General features: G+C 42.4%; 12 protein-coding genes, 2 tRNA genes and 1 pseudogene. 11 read left to right on the top strand and 4 right to left on the bottom strand.

From position 1 onward, the window contains the following. Positions 1-12: 12 nt before the first annotated feature. The 5 genes from JCM10512_RS12265 (at position 13) to JCM10512_RS12285 (ending at position 8,130) form a co-directional block, all read left to right on the top strand. On the top strand, positions 13-1,224 hold the full coding sequence (locus JCM10512_RS12265) for a DUF1735 and LamG domain-containing protein (RefSeq protein WP_044163440.1): 1,212 nt from the start codon (positions 13-15) through the stop codon (positions 1,222-1,224). 10 nt (positions 1,225-1,234) lie between these two features. Then, entirely contained in the window at positions 1,235-2,959 is a 1,725-nt protein-coding gene (locus JCM10512_RS12270) for a DUF1735 and LamG domain-containing protein (RefSeq protein WP_052517194.1), read from the top strand. 132 nt (positions 2,960-3,091) lie between these two features. Continuing rightward, complete coding sequence (locus JCM10512_RS12275) at positions 3,092-3,832, top strand: DUF1573 domain-containing protein (RefSeq protein ID WP_052517195.1); 741 nt, start codon at positions 3,092-3,094, stop codon at positions 3,830-3,832. A gap of 18 nt (positions 3,833-3,850) precedes the next feature. Beyond that, the gene (locus JCM10512_RS12280) at positions 3,851-5,734 is read left to right on the top strand and encodes an alpha-L-fucosidase (protein ID WP_044163519.1); all 1,884 of its coding nucleotides are present in this window, start codon (positions 3,851-3,853) and stop codon (positions 5,732-5,734) included. A gap of 26 nt (positions 5,735-5,760) precedes the next feature. Continuing rightward, positions 5,761-8,130 carry a glycoside hydrolase family 3 N-terminal domain-containing protein gene (locus tag JCM10512_RS12285; protein ID WP_044163442.1) on the top strand — a complete coding sequence of 790 codons (2,370 nt, stop codon included), beginning with the start codon at positions 5,761-5,763 and terminating at the stop codon, positions 8,128-8,130. 574 nt (positions 8,131-8,704) lie between these two features. Here the strand turns inward: JCM10512_RS12285 and JCM10512_RS12290 are convergent. Further along, a complete protein-coding gene (locus tag JCM10512_RS12290) occupies positions 8,705-9,181 on the bottom strand; it encodes a Dps family protein (RefSeq protein WP_044163444.1) in 477 nt (158 codons plus the stop codon). 133 nt (positions 9,182-9,314) lie between these two features. Between JCM10512_RS12290 and JCM10512_RS12295 the strand changes: the two genes are divergently transcribed. Further along, positions 9,315-10,241: a hydrogen peroxide-inducible genes activator gene (locus tag JCM10512_RS12295; RefSeq protein WP_044163446.1), complete on the top strand. Its 927-nt coding sequence runs from the start codon at positions 9,315-9,317 to the stop codon at positions 10,239-10,241. A gap of 106 nt (positions 10,242-10,347) precedes the next feature. Here JCM10512_RS12295 and JCM10512_RS12300 read toward each other — a convergent pair whose 3' ends face one another. Beyond that, on the bottom strand, positions 10,348-11,061 hold the full coding sequence (locus tag JCM10512_RS12300; RefSeq protein ID WP_044163447.1) for a NigD1/NigD2 family lipoprotein: 714 nt from the start codon (positions 11,059-11,061) through the stop codon (positions 10,348-10,350). A gap of 173 nt (positions 11,062-11,234) precedes the next feature. On the opposite strand from JCM10512_RS12300, the gene JCM10512_RS12305 reads away from it, so the two are divergent. Further along, the gene (locus JCM10512_RS12305) at positions 11,235-11,783 is read left to right on the top strand and encodes an RNA polymerase sigma factor (RefSeq protein WP_044163448.1); all 549 of its coding nucleotides are present in this window, start codon (positions 11,235-11,237) and stop codon (positions 11,781-11,783) included. Between the two features lie 7 nt (positions 11,784-11,790). Next, positions 11,791-13,038 carry an outer membrane beta-barrel protein gene (locus JCM10512_RS12310; RefSeq protein WP_044163522.1) on the top strand — a complete coding sequence of 416 codons (1,248 nt, stop codon included), beginning with the start codon at positions 11,791-11,793 and terminating at the stop codon, positions 13,036-13,038. A 78-nt stretch (positions 13,039-13,116) separates the two neighbouring features. Here JCM10512_RS12310 and pflA read toward each other — a convergent pair whose 3' ends face one another. Together pflA and pflB are read right to left on the bottom strand one after the other, a co-directional pair. Next, positions 13,117-13,842 carry a pyruvate formate-lyase-activating protein gene (gene pflA, locus JCM10512_RS12315; RefSeq protein ID WP_044163525.1) on the bottom strand — a complete coding sequence of 242 codons (726 nt, stop codon included), beginning with the start codon at positions 13,840-13,842 and terminating at the stop codon, positions 13,117-13,119. A 16-nt stretch (positions 13,843-13,858) separates the two neighbouring features. Then, positions 13,859-16,086: pseudogene (pflB, locus tag JCM10512_RS12320) on the bottom strand (formate C-acetyltransferase). A 296-nt stretch (positions 16,087-16,382) separates the two neighbouring features. Here pflB and JCM10512_RS12325 point away from each other — a divergent pair. The 3 genes from JCM10512_RS12325 (at position 16,383) to JCM10512_RS12335 (ending at position 18,762) form a co-directional block, all read left to right on the top strand. Continuing rightward, positions 16,383-16,467 (top strand) — tRNA-Ser (locus JCM10512_RS12325). A 62-nt stretch (positions 16,468-16,529) separates the two neighbouring features. Beyond that, positions 16,530-16,617, top strand: a tRNA-Ser gene (locus JCM10512_RS12330). 789 nt (positions 16,618-17,406) lie between these two features. Further along, a complete protein-coding gene (locus JCM10512_RS12335) occupies positions 17,407-18,762 on the top strand; it encodes a WG repeat-containing protein (protein ID WP_148298387.1) in 1,356 nt (451 codons plus the stop codon). Positions 18,763-19,770: the final 1,008 nt, after the last annotated feature.

The following is a 19,770-nucleotide window of genomic DNA, read 5'->3' on the forward strand; positions in this document are numbered from 1 at the left end:
GACATTTTGAATATGAAAACATATAATTTAAGAAATTCTTTGTTGGCCATGTCTTTCGGAGCGTTAGCTTTGATGGGCTGCACAGAGGGCGATAAGTTTGACTATGGAAAGACGGTCGTTTACATCACCGGAACAGAAACTACACCCGTTACGAAGTTTGTAGTAGAGGATACTCCATCTGCTTATGCCGTAACAGCATCTGCTACCAGTAAAGTTGATAAGGAAGTAAAAGTAAAGTTTGCGATCGACAATTCGTTGGTTGAAGCCTATAATAAGGAGCATAAAACAAGCTACTATGTAATTCCCGATGGAGCGGTAACGCTGGAAGGTAACGATGTGGTTATTCCGTCAGGCAAGGCTTTCTCAACACCGGCAACCGTAAAGGTCGTTTCTACCGAAAACTTTGCAGAAGGCCGCGTTTATGTTGTTCCTGTAACAATGACACAAGTAGACGGTTTGGAAGTACTCCAACCGTCGAAGACTATATTCTTGCAGATTTCGCGGGTTATTCAGTTTACTTCGTTGAATGTTAGCAATACAAATCTCTATAGCAACTTTATCTTCTCGGAAGATAAGAAAAAGGAGCTTTCAAACTTTACGTATGAGATTAAGTTTCATTCGCAACAGTGGCATAGCATTGCCCGTTTGTGCAGCTTTACTTCTGCCGATGAGAAACGCTCGAGTATGCTTCGTTTCGGTGAGGCCGGTATGGATGTAAATGCCATGCAGTGGGTTAGTCCGAGTGGAAGTATTGTTTCGAATACCCGTTTTAGCACGGATCGTTGGTATATGGTTTCTCTGACCTATGATGGCAACAAGCTGACCATGTATGTGGATGGTGTGAAAGATACCGAAGGCGCTGGTGATGGTAAACCTGTAGATTTCCAACGCTTCGAATTGGGGATGTCCTGGACTAGCTATCGGGGTTCTCAGTATTTCCGTGGTCGTATTGCCGAAGTTCGTGTATGGAATCGGGCTTTGAGTCCGGCTGAACTCCAGATGGGACTTTGTGGTGTCGACGCTCAATCGGAAGGATTGCTTGCTTACTGGAAGATGAACGAAGGCCAGGGAAGTATCTTTAAAGATGCAACCGGACATGGATATGACATGGACTGGACAAAAACCGCACGTGAAATCAATGAGGGTGCCGGCCTATCTTATAACCTGAATTATAGCTCGGCTATAGCTTGGGATAGTGATGATAAGAATAAGTGTAACCAATAAAGAATATACAATGATTATGAAAATTAATAAGTATATCCTAGGATTATTGACCCTAATTGGAGTTCTGAACCTCCAATCATGTGATAGTGAAAGTTACGATGTTGAGGGTAACCCTAACAACTTGATTTACTTTACCTCTTCGAAAATAACAACGCCTGCTAATTCGTTAAGTTTCAATGTGGATTGGACTTCGATCGGTGCGTTGGGAGATGAGGTGGTTGTTAAACTACCGGTGAAGTCTACCCGCTCGGCAGAAAAAACGATCAAGGTGCATGCAGAAGTCGACAACTCGTTAGTCGCTCTTTACAATACAACCAACGGAACTTCTTATGAAGCTTTTCCGGCAGATGCCTATAAGATCGTTAAATCGATCGCTACATTAGAGACCGGTAAGAATCAATCGGTCGATTCGATCGAAGTAAGAGTTCCTGCGGAAAACTTTATCACGCTGAATAAGCGCGAATACTTATTACCGGTTCGCCTGACCAGTGTTGATGGAAGCGGTAAAGTGTCTGTGCAGAATAATACGGCTTGGGCAACGGTGAAAGTTAAATATCCGGGAGATGTGAAGTCTGACGTATCTATTACAGGTGGAACTTATATGGGAACATCTAAAGTCAGTATTGCAAACCTTCCTTCTTCTTACTCGTTCACAGCTTCTGCTGCAAGTCGCGTTCAACAGGACGAGACGGTAACGTTCGAGGTAGATCGCTCACTGGTTGCATACTACAACACGAATAGAGGAGGAAGCTATGTGGCTCTTCCGACAAATGCCGATGTTACGGTTGAAGGTTTAAATACGACTATACCGGTAGGCGAACAGAAGTCGTCGGAAGTGAAAGTCACGTTGAATTCATTGGCCAATCTGACTGAAGGTACTACGTATATGTTGCCGATTACGATGAAAGAAGTTTCCATCGGTCTGCAAGCTAAAGCGAATTACAATACGGTTTACTTGATTGTCGACTATCCGAAAGTAACAGTTCCTACTGATCCGGGTGATTATACGCCGGATGATCCTTCCGGCAAGTTTGCCGCTTTAGACATTAGCAATTCTCAGTCTTACAGTAACTACTACTTTGCTGAGGCTAAACAGAAAGTTTTGACAAACTTCACGTATGAAATTAAGATTAATGCCAAAGAACTGAGTGGTATCTCTCGTTTCTTCTCTTTCAATGGGTCGAATACGGTTATGTTCCGTTTTGGAGAAGGTGGCGTTGCTAACCGTTTGCAGTACTGCACTGGCGCAGGAAAGAATCACTTTGCTACAACAACTTTTGAACCGGGTAGATGGTATATGCTTTCACTTACTTACAATGGAAGTAAACTTACGATGTACGTGGATGGAGTGAAAGACAGCGAACAGACTGTTACAAGTTATTCGACTGTATTCAAAGGAGTTGAAATTGGTATGTCTTGGGCTGGATATCCGTCCAGCCAGGTTTTCAAAGGTAGCATCAGCGAGGCCAGAGTATGGGACCGGGTGTTGAACGAATACGAATTAGTGGATGGAATTTGCCGTGTGGATCCTAAATCTCAGGGGCTGGTAGCTTATTGGAAACTGAACGAGGGAAGTGGTTATATATTCCATGATGCCACAGGCAATGGATATACGATCGACTGGTCGGACACTTGGCGTTGTGTTACGGAATCCGAAGCTGATCCGGGCACCCACTTGACTGACAGACAGAATTATATCGGTTGGGATAAGAGCGAAAGCAATATCTGTAAATAACAACCGGAAATAGGAATGGAGAGGAACAAAGCTGAGTTTGCTAAGGCTGGCTTTGTTCCCCTCATTATATACTGCCGCCTGCGACTGGTTGTATAGAAGTAGATGTTTAACGGTAAATAATTGAAAAGGATTGTGAAACCAATAGTCTTGTCCATAACAGTTTTGTTTTTATTGTTTTCTTCTTTTCTGAAAGCTCAAACACCTGTGTTTAGTGAAGCTATTCGGTTTGAAGAGAAGATCTTTGATTTTGGTAAAATCAATGAAGTAGATGGCGTTGCCTCTCACATATTTAAGTTTAAGAACACAAGTAAGGAACCCGTTTTCATAAACGCGGTGAACAGCGGATGTAGCTGTGTGCAATTTGAATTTTCTAAAGAACCGGTCAGAGCGAATGGTACGGGGTGGGTCAAAGTATCCTATAATCCGGCTTATCGCCCTGGCTTCTTCAGTAAAGAAATTGTTGTACTAAGTAATAACAACGCCGCTTATACCCGTATTTGGGTAAAAGGAACGGTGAATCCTTACGAACATCCGGTGGAAGAAAACTATTCGTATAACTACGGAAATGGTTTATGGATGAATCTCAAGGTGTTGGCTTTTGGAACCGTGCAGGTAAACGAGCGCAAAACGATAAAATTAAAGTATGCCAACGATTCGGATCGGGATATAAATCTTACCTTTGTAACTGTCGGAGGGAATGCGGATATCCACTATTCCGCCCCCAAATTGGTAAAGGCGAAGGAAAGAGGCGAAATGAACGTTACCTATTATTGCACAAAACCGCTAGTCGGTATGCAGGAAACCTCGGTATATCCGGTAGTAGACGACAAAGCCCTGAATCAGCCATTGAAGGTTATCGCCATTGGTAAATAATAAAAAAGATATATGATTATGAAAACACATTTATCTCTGAGATCCATTGTTGTAGCATTACCCTTTCTGCTACTTTCCGGTTGTCAAACAGTTAAGGCGCCTGAGCCCGTTCTGCCTGTTCCGCAGGAGAAACAAGTCAACTGGCAGAAGATGGAGACTTACGCTTTTGTACACTTCGGGCTGAATACTTTTAACGATCGGGAGTGGGGATACGGCGATTCTGATCTCCAAACTTTCAACCCGACTCGATTGGACTGCGAACAATGGGTGCAGACATTTGTAAAAGCCGGCATGAAAGGTGTTATTCTTACCGCTAAGCATCATGACGGTTTTTGTCTGTGGCCTACACAATTGACGGAATATTGCATTCGGAATACGCCTTATAAAGATGGTAAGGGGGATATTGTGCGTGAACTTTCAGATGCCTGTAAGAAATACGGTATCAAGTTTGCCGTGTATCTATCTCCTTGGGATAGGCATCAGGCTAACTACGGAACTCCGGAATATGTCGATTACTTCTACAAACAGTTGCACGAATTACTATCCAATTACGGCGAAGTCTTCGAAGTGTGGTTTGATGGTGCTAATGGTGGCGACGGATGGTACGGAGGAAGTAAAGAAGTACGTACAATTGATCGTAAAACATACTATGATTATCCGCGAGCTTATCGGATGATTGATGAATTGCAACCGCAGGCGGTTATCTTCTCCGATGGCGGTCCCGGCTGTCGCTGGGTTGGCAATGAGAGTGGATTTGCGGGAGCTACCAATTGGTCTTTCTTACGTGCGGGGGAAGTATATCCGGGTTATCCCAAATACCGAGAATTGCAGTATGGGTATGCGGACGGCAATCAGTGGGTCGCTGCTGAATGTGATGTGTCTATCCGTCCGGGATGGTTTTATCATCCGGAGGAAAATGATAAAGTCAAGACGGTCGATGAATTGACCGATTTATATTACCGGAGTGTAGGACACAATGCGACTTTGTTGTTGAACTTTCCGGTCGGTCGCAACGGATTGATCCATCCGGCGGATTCATTAAATGCCGTTCAGTTTCATCAACGTGTTCAGGCTGAACTGGCTAACAACTTACTCGCAACAGCTAAGATAAATGCTTCCGGCGAACGCGGAAAGCAGTTTTCTACTTTGGCCTTGACGGATGGTGTATATGATACGTATTGGGCTACGAATGATGGAGTGACTTCTGCCGATCTGACTTGTTCTTTTGAGCACCCTACTCTGATCAATCGGCTTATGATTCAAGAATATATACCTTTAGGTCAGCGGGTGAAAGCATTCGTTGTGGAATACAAACAGGGGCATCAGTGGTTGCCTGTGAAGTGTAACGAAGAGACCACGACAATCGGTTATAAACGTCTGCTTCGTTTTGAAACAGTCGAGACGGATCAGGTACGTATTCGCTTTGTCGATGCGCGTGCTTGTTTGTGTATCAATGAGCTTGGTGCATACTATGTAGCTGGTTCGCAGGAAAACTACCAGCCTGCCGTGGCCGAACTCAAAAGCTTGCCTTTCACACTCTTGGGAGTTCATGAAGAGGAACTGGCTAAATGTAGGGATAAGCAGGAACAAACAACCTGTTTCATTCAGGGGAAGGAATTTGTCCTTGATCTGGGAGAAGAGAAAGAGATACAAACATTCTATTATCTGCCCGATCAGGGGGAATATAATAAGGGATTGATTGCATCCTATGAGCTTTCTGTAGCAGGATCCGATTCGAACTTCAAAACGATTACCACAGGGGAGTTCTCTAATATCCGCAATAATCCGATACTGCAAAAGATCTATTTCACTCCCGTTAATGCCCGATACGTCAAAGTGAAAGCTATTCGTACTATCGATGGAGAAGATAGCATCGGTTTGGCGGAAGTCGGAGTTCAATGATAGTTTATTATTAATCGAAGTTTACGATGATGCTTACTATAAAGAGTACTAATAACCCAAGACTTTTTCTTCTTCTTGTTGTAGCAATAACAACCGTTTTTGTTTCTGCCCAGAAAAAGACTCTACCTTACAAAGATGCGGCTCTGCCCGTTGAGGCTAGAGTGCAGGACTTGCTCTCCCGAATGACGTTGAAGGAGAAGGTCGGTCAGCTACTTTGTCCTTTAGGGTGGGAGATGTATGTCATACAGGGCAACCGTGTTCAACCTTCGGATAAGTTTAAACAACTAATCAAAGATCGCAATGCGGGGATGCTTTGGGCTACCTACCGCGCCGATCCCTGGACCAAAAAGACCTTGGCCAATGGCCTGACTCCGGCTTTAGCAGCCAAAGCGGGAAATGCCTTACAGAAATATGTAATTGAGAATACGCGGTTGGGTATTCCTTTGTTCTTGGCGGAAGAAGCTCCGCATGGGCATATGGCAATTGGGACAACCGTTTTTCCGACCGGAATCGGTATGGCGGCTACCTGGTCACCCGATTTATTACAAAAGGCAGGCAGAATAATAGGAGAGGAGATACGATCTCAGGGGGCCCACATAAGTTATGGTCCTGTGCTCGACCTGACGCGTGATCCTCGTTGGTCGCGAGTCGAAGAAACCTTTGGTGAAGACCCCGTATTAAGCGGAATATTAGGAGCTTCGATGGTGCAGGGGCTGACTAATGGCGGAGATCTTTCTCTTCCCCATAGTACAGTAGCCACTTTGAAGCACTTTCTGGCTTATGCCGTTCCGGAGAGTGGACAAAATGGAAATCAGGCTGTAGTAGGCATGCGGGAGCTGCATGAGAGTTTTCTTCCTCCTTTTCAACGCGCGATTGATGCCGGCGCACTCTCGGTTATGACTTCCTATAATTCGATTGACGGCATTCCTTGTACAGCCAACTCGTATCTGCTGACCGAGCTCTTGCGCAACGAATGGCAGTTTAAGGGATTTGTGGTTTCCGACTTGTATAGCATTGAAGGAATTCATGAGAATCACTATGTCGCTTCTTCCGTGGATGAGGCGGCTGTCCAAGCCCTGACTGCAGGAGTCGATATTGATTTGGGAGGCGACGCGTACATAAAACTCTGTCAGTCTGTAGAAGATCATCGGATCGCTGAGGTTGCTATTGATACGGCTGTTCGCCGAGTCTTGCAGTTGAAGTTTGCTATGGGATTGTTTGAAAACCCCTATGTCGACTCTCAAAAAGCTGTAGAGAGCGTTCGTAACGCGGCACATATAGACTGCGCTCGTCAGATGGCACAGGCTTCTGTTACCTTATTGAAGAATAAAGCTTCCATCTTGCCTTTAGATAAGAATATACGTAAAGTGGCCGTGGTTGGTCCTAACGCTGATAATCGGTACAATATGTTGGGAGATTACACGGCTCCGCAGGAGGACAAGAATGTAAAAACCGTATTGGATGGGGTTGTTTCCAAGCTCACTTCTTCGAAGGTCGAATATGTTCGAGGCTGTGCTATTCGGGATACCACAATGAACGAAATAAACGAAGCTGTTGCCGCCGCCCTCCGCTCAGACGTTGTCATTGCGGTGGTTGGTGGTTCCAGTGCACGTGACTTTAAGACCACTTACAAGGAAACAGGAGCAGCGGTAACGGATAAGGAACAGCTTAGTGACATGGAATGTGGCGAAGGATTCGATCGGGCTAGTTTATCTCTGCTGGGTCGGCAGCAAGAATTACTGGAAGCTTTGCAAAAGACCGGCAAGCCTTTGATCGTTATTTATATTGAAGGGCGTCCGTTGAACAAAAATTGGGCAGCCGAGCATGCTAATGCACTACTTACAGCCTATTACCCTGGGCAGGAAGGTGGGCTTGCCATTGCTGATGTTTTATTTGGAGACTACAATCCGGCAGGGCGATTGCCTATTTCTACGCCGAGATCTGTGGGACAGCTTCCGGTGCATTACAATAAGAAAGCTCCTCTGGTACACAATTATGTAGAAATGCCTGCCACACCTCTCTATTCCTTTGGTTACGGACTTAGCTATACCACGTTTGAGTATGCGGACTTACGTATTGTTTCGAAAGAAAATGACACAAAAGAAGTATCCTTTAATATCACCAATACAGGGAAATACGATGGTGAGGAGGTGGCGCAGCTCTATCTCCGAGATGAATTTGCGTCTGTTGTGCAACCTCTCAAGCAATTGAAACAGTTTAAGCGCTTATTCCTGAAACGTGGAGAAACCAAGTCTGTCCGTTTTACGCTTACTAAGGAAGACTTTATGATCATCGACCGGAACTTTAAACGGGTTGTTGAGCCGGGAAGTTTTCAGGTTATGGTGGGAGCCTCCTCCGATGATATCAAGCTGACTACCCAAATACTCTATCCATAATCGGCCTATTTGGCAAAGAAGCAAATAAATGAAACTGCGCTAGGGAGCTTCAAAAATATAGTTTCTAATGAGTGGCCGGGTAGCAGCTTACCCGATAGTATGTTACAGCATTAATCCGCAAACTAAGGGGCTCTTCTTCTGTGCCAAGCCACTGTCACGACTGTGCCAACGCCTTGGCACAACTGTGACATACTGGTGGCACTACTGTGACAACGTGCTGGCACTGCCGTGACTCTACGTTGGCACGAATAAACAGAGCGGGGGAATCTTGATAAAAGAAACGTTGTTTGTTTTCCGAATGTGGCGTTTGTCTTCAGTTGTGTAGTGAATCAACAAACCAATATTGGATAGACGCAACCCCGACACACATTTGCCACAACTTCGAAGCCAGTCATTCCTATCTTTCGACAACAAGACCAAAGACGATTTTTTATCTCATTTTAGTCATTCTATACTCTTTATGACTGGTTAAAGTACTTGTCATCCGTCAATGCATACTTACTAATAACGAAAGAGGGAGCTACTTATAAAAAAGTAGCTCCCTCTTTCGTTATTATAGCCTTTGAAAGGCTAATTACTTACTGCTGTAAGCTGTCAGCATCCAAACCGATTTCTCCTGTTCTTTCAGGTAATCGCTCATCAATGCAACAGTACCTTCATCTTCGGCCTGAGAGGCAATGGCTAAAATCTTGCGTTCCTCTCCAATCAATGTACTCAATGTTTGCAGTACATTCTCCAAAGCCTTTCCACCATTAGTTACCTGATCGACTTCGTTGATGTGGCTCACTTTCAGATAGTCACTAAACTTATTGGAAGGAGTTCCTCCCAGCATCAGAATTCGTTCGGCTATTTCGTCGATCTTTTCCGCAACATCATCATACATGGTTTCAAACTGACTGTGGAGTACAAAGAAATCAGATCCTTTAATGTTCCAGTGGAACCCACGTAGATTTGTGTAATATACTTGGAAGTCTGCCAGTAACTGTTGCAAAGAAACGACTACATTGTTAGCTCCCGATTCATTCAAATGGATTAAAGATAGAGTTTTCATATTCTTTTCGTTTTAAAAATTTATATCTGTTTTCTTTTTCGTACGACAAAGTTAAGCAGGAAAAAGCTTTGTGTCAAACTGAAAATTTCTATCTTTGCATAGATACAGTCTATAACTAATGCTTTTTTAATAGATGACGATACAACAATTGGAATACATACTGGCTATTGACCAGTTTCGGCACTTTGCCCGTGCGGCAGAGTACTGTCGGGTTACCCAACCCACCTTGAGTGCGATGGTTCAAAAGTTAGAAGAAGAATTGGACGTAAAGCTGTTCGATCGAACGGTGCAGCCGGTTTGTCCGACTGCGATCGGTGAAAAGGTAATAGCCCAAGCCCGCATCATTCTGGGAGAGACTGCACTGGTAAAGGAAATCATATGTGAAGAGAAGCAGTCGATGACCGGCACTTTTAGGTTAGCGGTTCTGCCCACGATCGCTCCTTATCTGCTTCCTCGTTTCTTTCCGCAGTTAATGGAAGAGTACCCCGAACTGGATATCCGCATTACGGAGATGAAAACACACGAGATTCAGCAAGCGTTGCATTCCGGCGATATTGACGCGGGTATCATTGCCAGCTTGTTAGACGATCGTATGTTGAGCGAAGACACGCTTTTCTATGAACAATTCTATGGATACGTTTCCCGGAAGGATCCGCTGTTTAAGCACGAAGTGATCCGTAGCTCGGATGTTACCGGTGAACGGTTGTGGTTGTTGGATGAAGGGCATTGTTTTCGTGATCAGTTGGTACGCTTTTGCCAGATGGAAGCAGTGAAGGTTAGTCAAATGGCTTATCATTTAGGAAGCATGGAGACGTTTATGCGTATGGTGGAGAGTGGGAAAGGAGTTACCTTTATACCCGAACTTGCCGTTTCCCAACTGACGGAAGTACAACGCGAACTGGTTCGCCCGTTTGCCATACCGCGTCCAACCCGCCAGGTTGTGCTTATAACCAATAAAGATTTTGTGCGGCATACGCTGTTACAGGTATTGAAAGAACGGGTACAAGCTTCCGTACCCAAAGAGATGATGTCTTTACAGCCTGTTCAGTATCTGCTCTGAAAAAAGAGAAAGGGTTGACCGTTTGCCGATCAGCCCTTTCTTCTTCAGTGTAATTATATATTAAGATCTAAGAAAAAAAGTGTAATCCTTTATAAGAAGTACGATGCTAAGAGGGGAAGTTTACAGTAAGGTACTTCTCTCCTTCATAAAGCGTGTTGACACGTATCTTTAGTCCTTTTTTACCTTCCATCTGCGACTCTATCTGATTAAGTTTGAAAGAGACGTAACCTTCTCCTAGTCGATCGGGAGTGTCGCCTTTCTTGTTATGGCGGAACTCCAACGTGATGTATTCGCTGTCTTCGTTTGACGTAGGAGCTGGTTCCAAGTTCTTAATAGCTAAATTCAGGAAGTGTTTCTTCTCTGAGTTTTGTGTGCCATAATACTGAAACTCTATAGTTAGGTACTTCAAGTCATTGGTAACCCACATATAGGTAATATTGATCTTGTCATTCCCCAGATTCTCCTCTGTATTTTCTCCTTCTCCTAGCGTAACAATTTCCTTAGTTAATATATCTACGATTTTCCTGACTTGGATATTATAGTCGTAACCCGCAACCTTTTCTTCAAAGGAATTGAATATCACAAAAGCACGTTGCCCATCTATCGGCTTGTAGTCTCCGATACTTTTAATATCTCCCGGATACATTTTCTTTCCGTCATCCAGTCCGAAATAAAACTCCGTTCCTTTCGGATCGGGCATCTTAATGGTACTTATGACCAATGTTTCGGTAGAATCCTTATCGTCATCCAAACACGATTGGACGGTTAATGTGAGTGTGAATATTACAAGTATGTATACACTAAATCTAAGAAACTTCATATGTTATTGGTTTTGATATTAAAGCTTTGTTTCGTACTTGAGAAATACGAAAAGAATTAAATTATTGCGTTCGTGACTGTTAAAGAAACAAAAGCTATCGAAGAGTTGTTCTGTCTATGCAGTATTTCTATCTTTGCTGCATTTATTTAGGTAAACACGTGTACAGGAAAAGAATGGAAGAATTTGAGTTGTCGGAACAATGCAGGCTGGGGAATAATCAAGCCCGCAAAGAACTGTATGAACAATATGCGGGGCGTATGCTTGGGGTATGTCTTCGCTATGCGGGCAACCGAGATACAGCCGAAGATTGGCTTCACGATGGATTTCTCAAAATCTTTGATTCATTCGACAAGTTTACATGGCGTGGTGAGGGGTCCTTACGGGCATGGATGGAGCGCGTTATGATCAATACGGCTTTGCAATATCTGCGTAAGAATGATGTAATGAATCTATCGAATCCTTTAGAAGAAGTACCCGATACATACGAAGAACCCGATGCTATGGAAGTCGAGACGATTCCCCAAAAAGTGCTTATGCAGTTCATCGATGAACTGCCTCCGGGCTACCGCACTGTGTTTAACCTTTATGTATTTGAAGAGAAATCTCATAAGGAGATAGCAGACCTTTTAGGTATTAATGAAAAATCGTCCGCTTCACAGCTATTTAGGGCGAAGAAGGTATTAGCAAACAAAGTAAAAGAGTGGATAATGAATAATGGATAGCAGAGATATGAAAGATAGAGAATTATGGATGGATAAGCTAAAGGAGAAGTTCGAGAATCATTCCGAACCGATCCCCGCTTCCGGTTGGGAACGACTGGAACAGGAACTTAGTCCTCCGGTAGAAAAAAAGATATATCCTTATCGCAAATGGATTGTAGCTGCTGCGGCTGTGATTGTACTGGCTTTAGTCTCGTCAGTCAGTCTCTATTTCTTAGGAACACCCGCTGCAGATGAAATACGTCATTTCTCATCCCCTGCAGTGGCCTCTACGCCGAATGAAATGCCGGGAGTGAGACAACCCGATGCAGAAGGAATAGATGTGGAACCACTTACCCGTCCGGTTGTGCCAATAAAACATCAACGACTGGCAAAGGCTGAAAATATAATTTCGATTCCTACACCCCTGCAGGAGTTGGAGAGGGGAGAAGAAACGAAGGAGACACCCAAGGTGGTTGAGAAACAGGAATCAACGGAAAAGCAGCTATTGGTTGAGGAAAAACAAAATGAATCAGAAGTAGATGTGAAACCTCAAAAGCAACCACGTCGTCCATCCGGAAAAGACAAATTGCATATTCCGATAGAAAAGAAACCAACAAAGAAAGGAAAATGGGCAATGGGGCTTTCAGTCGGAAACTCCGGTGCAACTAATACGGAACTCGGAAGTGGAGTCCCTCCCTATATGTCGCGCTTGAGCATGACTGCGGTGACTAACGGAATAACTATTCCAAACGATCAGACTCTGGTCTTTGATGATGGGATACCTTATTTGCGATACGCTAAAGAAGTGATGAATATCGAACACCATCAGCCAATCTCGGTCGGGTTCTCCGTTCGTAAAAACCTGAAAAAGGGATTCTCCATCGAAACCGGATTGACTTATACGTTGCTTTCTTCGGATGTGGAGTTGGCCGATGATAAACAGAACATTGAACAGAAGTTGCATTACCTCGGTATTCCTTTGCGAGCTAACTGGAACTTTCTGGATAAGAAACTCGTAACTCTATATGTAACCGGTGGAGGTATGGTAGAGAAATGTATATACGGCAAGTTAGGAAGCGAAAAAGAAACGGTAAAACCCTTGCAGTTCTCCGTATCGGGAGGTGTGGGTGCTCAGTTAAATGCGACTAAACGTCTCGGAGTTTATGTTGAACCCGGAGTAGCTTATTACTTTAAGGATGGTTCGGACGTGGAAACAATACGTAAAGAAAACCCGTTCAACTTCAATATACAAGCAGGTATTCGCTTTACCTATTAATATAGATACAATATAAAAAGAAACGTCGTTGCTTAAACTTACTAGTTCGAGCAACGACGTTTCTTTTATATAAGTATCTCAATTGATTTGTACCTGCCGGAAGTATTCCCGGAGAATTCCGGCGGCTTTTTCAAGTTGTTCAGGTGTATTTTCTTTCACTTCTTTCAGGATGTACTGCTTTTCCATAGCCTCATACTTGTGAACGCCCAACGTGTGATAAGGAAGAAGCTCTACGCGCTGAATCATCTTGTAATTCCCCAAGCTTTCTCCCAGTTGACGGAGGTCTTCTTCAAAATCACTGTAGCCGGGTACAAGCACATAACGTAACCAGAAAGGCTTTTCATGCTCCTCCAACCAAGCGGCTGTGCGAAGCGTTTGCTCATTTCCTTTTCCTGTCAGGGCTTGATGACGGACGGTATTAAACTCTTTGACATCCAATAACACCAAATCAATAAGTCCCAGAAGTTCTTTCACATCCTGGTTCCAGATTCCTCCATTGCTATCCAGGCAAGTGTGTATACCTTTTTCTTTCAACTCGCGAACTAACGGTACTAATGCTTTCGCCTGAAACGTAGGTTCCCCTCCGGAGAAAGTAATTCCTCCGCGCTTCCCAAAGAAAGGACGCTGACTCATAGCCATACGGATAATCTCTTCGGGTGGGGTCAGGGTTCCTCCTTTGCTTGCTATTGTGTCAGGATTGGCACAATACAAACAACGGAAATTGCATCCTTGAAGAAAAACGACGAGCCGTAAGCCCGGCCCGTCGAATGTTCCCATACTTTCGTACGAGTGAACTTTTATCATCATATATAAATTCGATTTACATACGTTCGTGGAAAGAGCGGCTAATCACTTCCAACTGGTGTTCACGACTTAATTTTACAAAATTAACGGCGTATCCTGATACACGAATAGTCAGCTGAGGATATTTCTCAGGGTGTTCCATTGCATCATACAGCATATCCCGGTTTAGCACATTCACATTTAGGTGATGAGCTCCCTTGATGAAATAACCATCCATCATGGTAACCAGATTCTCTATGCGATCTTCCGCAGTAGCTCCTAATGATTTCGGTACAATAGAGAAAGTATTGCTGACACCGTCCTGCGCATCACGATAACGTAGTTTGGCTACTGAACTCAATGAAGCAATAGCTCCGTTCTTATCGCGTCCATGCATCGGATTAGCTCCCGGAGCAAATGCTATACCTTTGGCGCGGCCATCAGGCGTAGCTCCTGTTTTCTTACCATACATCACATTCGAAGTAATGGTTAGCAACGAGAGGGTAGGGCGGGCATTCTTGTAAACTGGTAGTTTCTTCAACTCTTCGCTAAAGAAATAGACGAGGTCAACACCTAAGTGGTCAACTTTATCATTGTCATTACCGAAGCAAGGGAATTCACCTTCAATATCGAATCCTTCCGTCAGGCCGATGTCGTTGCGACGAGCAGTAACCTTCGCATACTTGATAGCTGACAACGAGTCGAGCGCAATGGAAAGTCCTGCTACACCATAAGCCAGATTGATACGCGGATCTGTATCGACGAGAGCCATTTGAGCCTTTTCGTAATAATACTTATCGTGCATATAGTGGATGATGTTCATTGACTCGTTGTAAATACGGGCAATTTCGATCAGCACTTTCTTATAGTTACTCATAACCTCTTCAATTCTTAGTGTATCACCGGTCAGTACAGGGATATCTTTCACCATCAGCGTTCCGCTATTCTCGCAACGTCCTCCGTTGATAGCTAATAACAGGGCTTTTGCCAAGTTGCAACGGGCACCGAAGAACTGAATTTGCTTACCGATCTCCTGATACGACACACAGCAAGCAATACCATAATCGTCTGATTGGCGTACTTCACGCATCAGATCGTCATTTTCGTACTGGATAGAAGAGGTGTCAATAGAAACTTGTGCACAGAACTCTTTAAAGCCTTCCGGCAATTCGGGACTCCAAAGTACAGTCAGGTTCGGTTCCGGCGAAGGACCCAGGTTATACAGCGTTTGTAAGAAGCGGAAAGAGGTCTTAGTTACCTTTGTGCGTCCGTCATTGAAACGTCCGCCTAATGATTCGGTAACCCAAGTCGGGTCTCCGGCGAATATATCATTGTAAGATTGCATCCGCAGGTGACGTACCATACGCAATTTGATCACGAATTGGTCGATCAACTCCTGAGCAAAAGATTCTGTAATGATCCCTTTACTCAATTCATATTCCAAATAGATGTCGAGGAAAGAAGATACATTACCCAATGACATGGCAGCACCATCCTGTTCTTTAACTGCGGCCAGATAAGCCATATAAACCATTGTACGGCTTCTTGGGCAGTATAGGCCGGACGACTTAGATCGATACCGTAATATTCACCCATGACCTTCATCTCTTTTAGAGCTTTGATCTGTTCGGCTACTTCTTCGCGTAAGCGGATTCGGGCATCGGTCATCGGACCGGTCAATCCTTGTAGGTCTGCTTGTTTGGCTTCAATCAATCGATCAATTCCATACAGAGCCATACGGCGATAGTCACCGATAATACGTCCGCGAGCATAATTGTCAGGGAGTCCGGTGAGGAAACCTAAAGAACGGAACGAGCGAATCTCTTCGGTATATACGTCAAACACCCCGTCATTATGCGTTTTACGATAATTCGTGAAGATGTCTTTTACGCGTTCATCCACTTCCACTCCATTCTCGTGGCAAGCTTTACTTACTACATTGATACCTCCAAAAGGCTTGATAGCACGTCTTAGGAGTTCATCGGTTTGCAAACCAACGATGAGCTCATTTTCCTTGTCGATATATCCGGCTTTGTGGGAAGTAATGGTCGAAACTGTTTTATTGTCCAATGAACGGACACCATTGTTGTTTATTTCTTCAGCTAACGCTTTCAAGCAATGATTCCAAACAGTTTGGGTTCTTTGGGTAGGTCCTTCCAGAAAAGAGGAATCTCCGGTATACGGAGTTACATTGTTGCTTACGAAATCTCTCACATTGATTTCTTTGCTCCAAAGACCATTTTTAAAGATCTTATTTAATTCCATAACATGATAAAATTAGAGTTTTTGTTATCCTTCTCTTTAGAGCGCACAAAGTTACGACGAATTCTCATATAACTAGTATAAATATGCTCTATTTTATCTTGAAAAACATGAAATACCTATTTATGGGTATGAAGGTGAAGTTGGCGATATTTTGCCTGCTAAAGAGTTTTGTTTAGATTCTTTTCCGCAGTTATCAATCGGTCTACTTATTTTTTTAAAGGAAACATTTGCATGTTTAAAATATCTTTGTACCTTTGCAGCGCTTTTAGAGGAAAGTACTTCTGGAAAGGAGTTATGGAGAGGTGGCAGAGTGGTCGATTGCGGCGGTCTTGAAAACCGTTGAAGGTCATACTTCCGGGGGTTCGAATCCCTCCCTCTCCGCAAACGCAGCAGCCCGTAAAGCTGCTGTTTCTTTTCAGAACTATTATAACCTAAATACAAAAGGAGAGGTGCTCGAGTGGTTGAAGAGGCACGCCTGGAAAGCGTGTGTACGCCAAAAGTGTACCGGGGGTTCGAATCCCCCTCTCTCCGCTGAAAGGCTAAGATAAAAGAAGCCAAAACAAAGACAAACCCTACAAGTTCAATGACTTGTAGGGTTTTTTCTTGCAATTCAGTCTGGTCTGAAAGACAAAAAAAGACAAAAAGTGTGCTGTCTGGATTTCTACTAATATTAGGCGGGAACCTGCGTGTGGTGAAATTGTGCAAGGGTTTAGGATGAACAGTTGAGGCTATTTTAAGAAGCTGTTTCGTGGGGAGCAAATCGTGTTTATGGGCAAACTACATTCGCCCGAATACGAGCGGAATTTTGACGTACAGGATGCCAAGCTGGAAATTTTAAAGGAGCAGGGAAAACCGAACGCCCCGACAAGTACCGTTTATCTATCAATTATCTATCAACGGGCAAACTATCTTAGACTAGTATCAAGAGATAAAGCCAGCTATAGACCCCCATATAAAGCCCGGAATCGGCAATGTTAAAGGATTTTAACGGTAAATAGTGCCTGTTTTACAGATAGTTACTATATTTGTATTTGCTAATAAATTGCATCGGCATTTTTATTCTTTATACGCATTGCGTATTTTGAATAACTATTGTGCCTATTTAAGAGTTAGTGGTAATCGGCGGACAGCGAAGTGCGATTTGGAAGCGAGTAAAAGAGGTCCGTTGTAGATAATTTTAAGCGTACCGACAGAAAATTAGAATTTGAAATTTATGAGCAATAGAAACAATTTGAAACAAGTAGAAAAGCGAAATCTATTGATAGTGTTTTTTCTTTTTGCTATCAAACTTTTGCGTTTTGTCAAGGAGATTATAAATTTGTGGAGAAATCGCCATTGGGTTATTTGCCAAAAGATAGCAAGAATTTGCCAATTCTTTTAACAACTAAAGAAGATGAAAGAACTTTGGCAACACTCGAAAATACAACTGATTATTTGAATGGGAACAAGAAACAGAAAAATTTTATGTTAACACAAGCAGGAGTAAAATATGCATATTTCGACAAGAACAATAATTTTATTGTTCCTTTTGGCGAGTATGATTTTGCCGATGTTTTCGGTTTGGGACGAAAAGCGATTGTTGCGAACAAAGGAAAATACGGAATAATAGACGAATATGGCAAATTAGTTTTGCCATTGGAGTATGATTTTATTGAACAGCCTTCTATTTATTCTAATTATGCAAGTATATTTTTAGCAACGAAACAAAACGCAGTTACAATATTTGATGAAAAATTGAAAGTAATCCCGATAAAAGACATTGCGTCGTATCGGGATTGGGATGGCAATATTTTTGTTACGAATAAAGAGAATAAAATCGGACTTATTGATTACAAAGGAAAACAAACAATTCCATTTCTCTATGACACATTGTACAACGAACATTCTGTTCCGAGAATTTCCGGATTTATAGCGAAAAAAGATGGTTTTTATGGTTTTGTTTCTCGTAAAAATGAAATTATTCAGCCATTTAAATACAATTACATTTATGTGTTGAAAGGAGGATATGCGGTATATGTTGGCAAAAATAATAAAGTTGGGATTTTTGATGAAAATGGAAAAATAATGATACCTTTTGAGTATGATGCAATTTATAGCACTTCGTATAATAATCACCTTACAAAAGAGTTTCCAAGTGATATGGATATATTTATCGTTGAAAAAGATGGAAAAATTGGTACTATAGACAACAAAAATAATGTGATAATTCCGATTGTTTATGATGGATTATCAGGTTGGGTGGAATATGGACCTGAAGCCCATTTTGTAAAAAAGAACGGCAAATACGGAATAATATCACACAAAGGAGAAGTTGTTATACCAATAGAGTATGATTATGTCGGACTTCCTCAAAGTGGAGTTATTCGAGTTAGAAAAGACGGAAAATACGGCGTTATGTCTTGGAAAAATAAAACAATATTATCTTGTATATACGATGAGATTGTTCTAGATATCTCTTGGTTTAACTTTGGAGAGGAAAAGCAGAAACCCAAAATAGTTGGCTTACAACGAGATGTGTGGAAGTATTTCGACTTAAACGGAAATCTTTTACAATCGAATGTACCATTGAAAGAAATAAATGATCAATATGATTATACCTTCAAGTGGAGCGACCCTTCAAATGAAAGTTCTGATTTTGACCTCAAACAAAAAGGAGGAATAACAAGAGAAAGATGATAATTTGAATGAGCAAATCAACTGCCTCTAAAAAATAGTTTGGCGTCAGTCGAACTGATAGAGGACTTAATCTTTTATTTTCTGAACACAAATATATATCCCAAAAATAAAACGTCAAGGCTAAAGTGAATTTTATCGGGAATCTTCCTTTCTCGTTCCTCGAAAGAGTATTTTTGATAAAAGCCTTACCTTATTCATTCTTTCCATAAGAGAAGTGTTTGTCAGATAAAAAGGATATATATATTAAAATTATGTATCTTTAATCAAATGCGGTGCAAATTACCGCAAGACCGTAAGGACAAAATCGGTGACACTACGATTTACGAGATTTTGTTGAGCTGATTATAAGGCGGTTATAGTAAAGCACAAAATCCTCTCTCTCCGCAGAGAATGAGGTCGTTGCACTAATTTGTAGCTGCCTCATTTTGCGTTTATATATTAACCATGTATAAGACAAGACCTTTTAGATACCTGTAATAACCTATATTTACCGTAACTTTCGTGCTAATTATGTGCAAATTTTGATCTCGTAAAATGGAGATCGTTCTAGAACGGCATAGAAAAGGAGCAGTGTCTATAGTTAGGTGTAGTTGAGAAAGAATAAGAATACGACTTTTTCGGATCAGTTGCCAAAGTATGTATCTGTAAGCGCTCATTTCTCCTGAGTACTACGTAAGTTTCGACTCTTTTTGCAAACGATACTACATCCGTATATTCCGATCTGTGTTCCTGATTTCTTCAGAGAGGCTCGATATAAGTACTTTGTACAAAAAGACAACACTCTTATGAGTTAATCACTTTTTTGTATATCTACCAGTATATCAATTGCTTATTTTGCGTCTTCTTTTAGATAGCATTTATTCACGCGCTTGAATTGCTTATTTCCCAGGCTGATTAGTCTATTCGATGCAGTCGATCTCTTATGTAAACCCAGCCGGAAGGATAGGAAATGTTTGTGGAGTAAATCAGAAGTCTTTCAATAAAGTAGTATCGTGAATCAGAAAGAAT

Origin of the sequence: Bacteroides reticulotermitis JCM 10512, assembly GCF_000517545.1 — a bacterium.
Classification (GTDB): domain Bacteria; phylum Bacteroidota; class Bacteroidia; order Bacteroidales; family Bacteroidaceae; genus Bacteroides; species Bacteroides reticulotermitis.

Excerpts from the sequence above, each read along its gene's own strand:
- JCM10512_RS12265 (WP_044163440.1), top strand. The coding sequence starts at position 13 with ATGAAAACATATAATTTAAGAAATTCTTTGTTGGCCATGTCTTTCGGA.
- JCM10512_RS12280 (WP_044163519.1), top strand. The coding sequence starts at position 3,851 with ATGAAAACACATTTATCTCTGAGATCCATTGTTGTAGCATTACCCTTT.
- JCM10512_RS12290 (WP_044163444.1), bottom strand. The coding sequence starts at position 9,181 with ATGAAAACTCTATCTTTAATCCATTTGAATGAATCGGGAGCTAACAAT.
- JCM10512_RS12300 (WP_044163447.1), bottom strand. The coding sequence starts at position 11,061 with ATGAAGTTTCTTAGATTTAGTGTATACATACTTGTAATATTCACACTC.
- JCM10512_RS12295 (WP_044163446.1), top strand. The coding sequence starts at position 9,315 with ATGACGATACAACAATTGGAATACATACTGGCTATTGACCAGTTTCGG.
- pflA (WP_044163525.1), bottom strand. The coding sequence starts at position 13,842 with ATGATAAAAGTTCACTCGTACGAAAGTATGGGAACATTCGACGGGCCG.
- JCM10512_RS12270 (WP_052517194.1), top strand. The coding sequence starts at position 1,235 with ATGATTATGAAAATTAATAAGTATATCCTAGGATTATTGACCCTAATT.
- JCM10512_RS12310 (WP_044163522.1), top strand. The coding sequence starts at position 11,791 with ATGAAAGATAGAGAATTATGGATGGATAAGCTAAAGGAGAAGTTCGAG.
- JCM10512_RS12285 (WP_044163442.1), top strand. The coding sequence starts at position 5,761 with ATGATGCTTACTATAAAGAGTACTAATAACCCAAGACTTTTTCTTCTT.
- JCM10512_RS12305 (WP_044163448.1), top strand. The coding sequence starts at position 11,235 with ATGGAAGAATTTGAGTTGTCGGAACAATGCAGGCTGGGGAATAATCAA.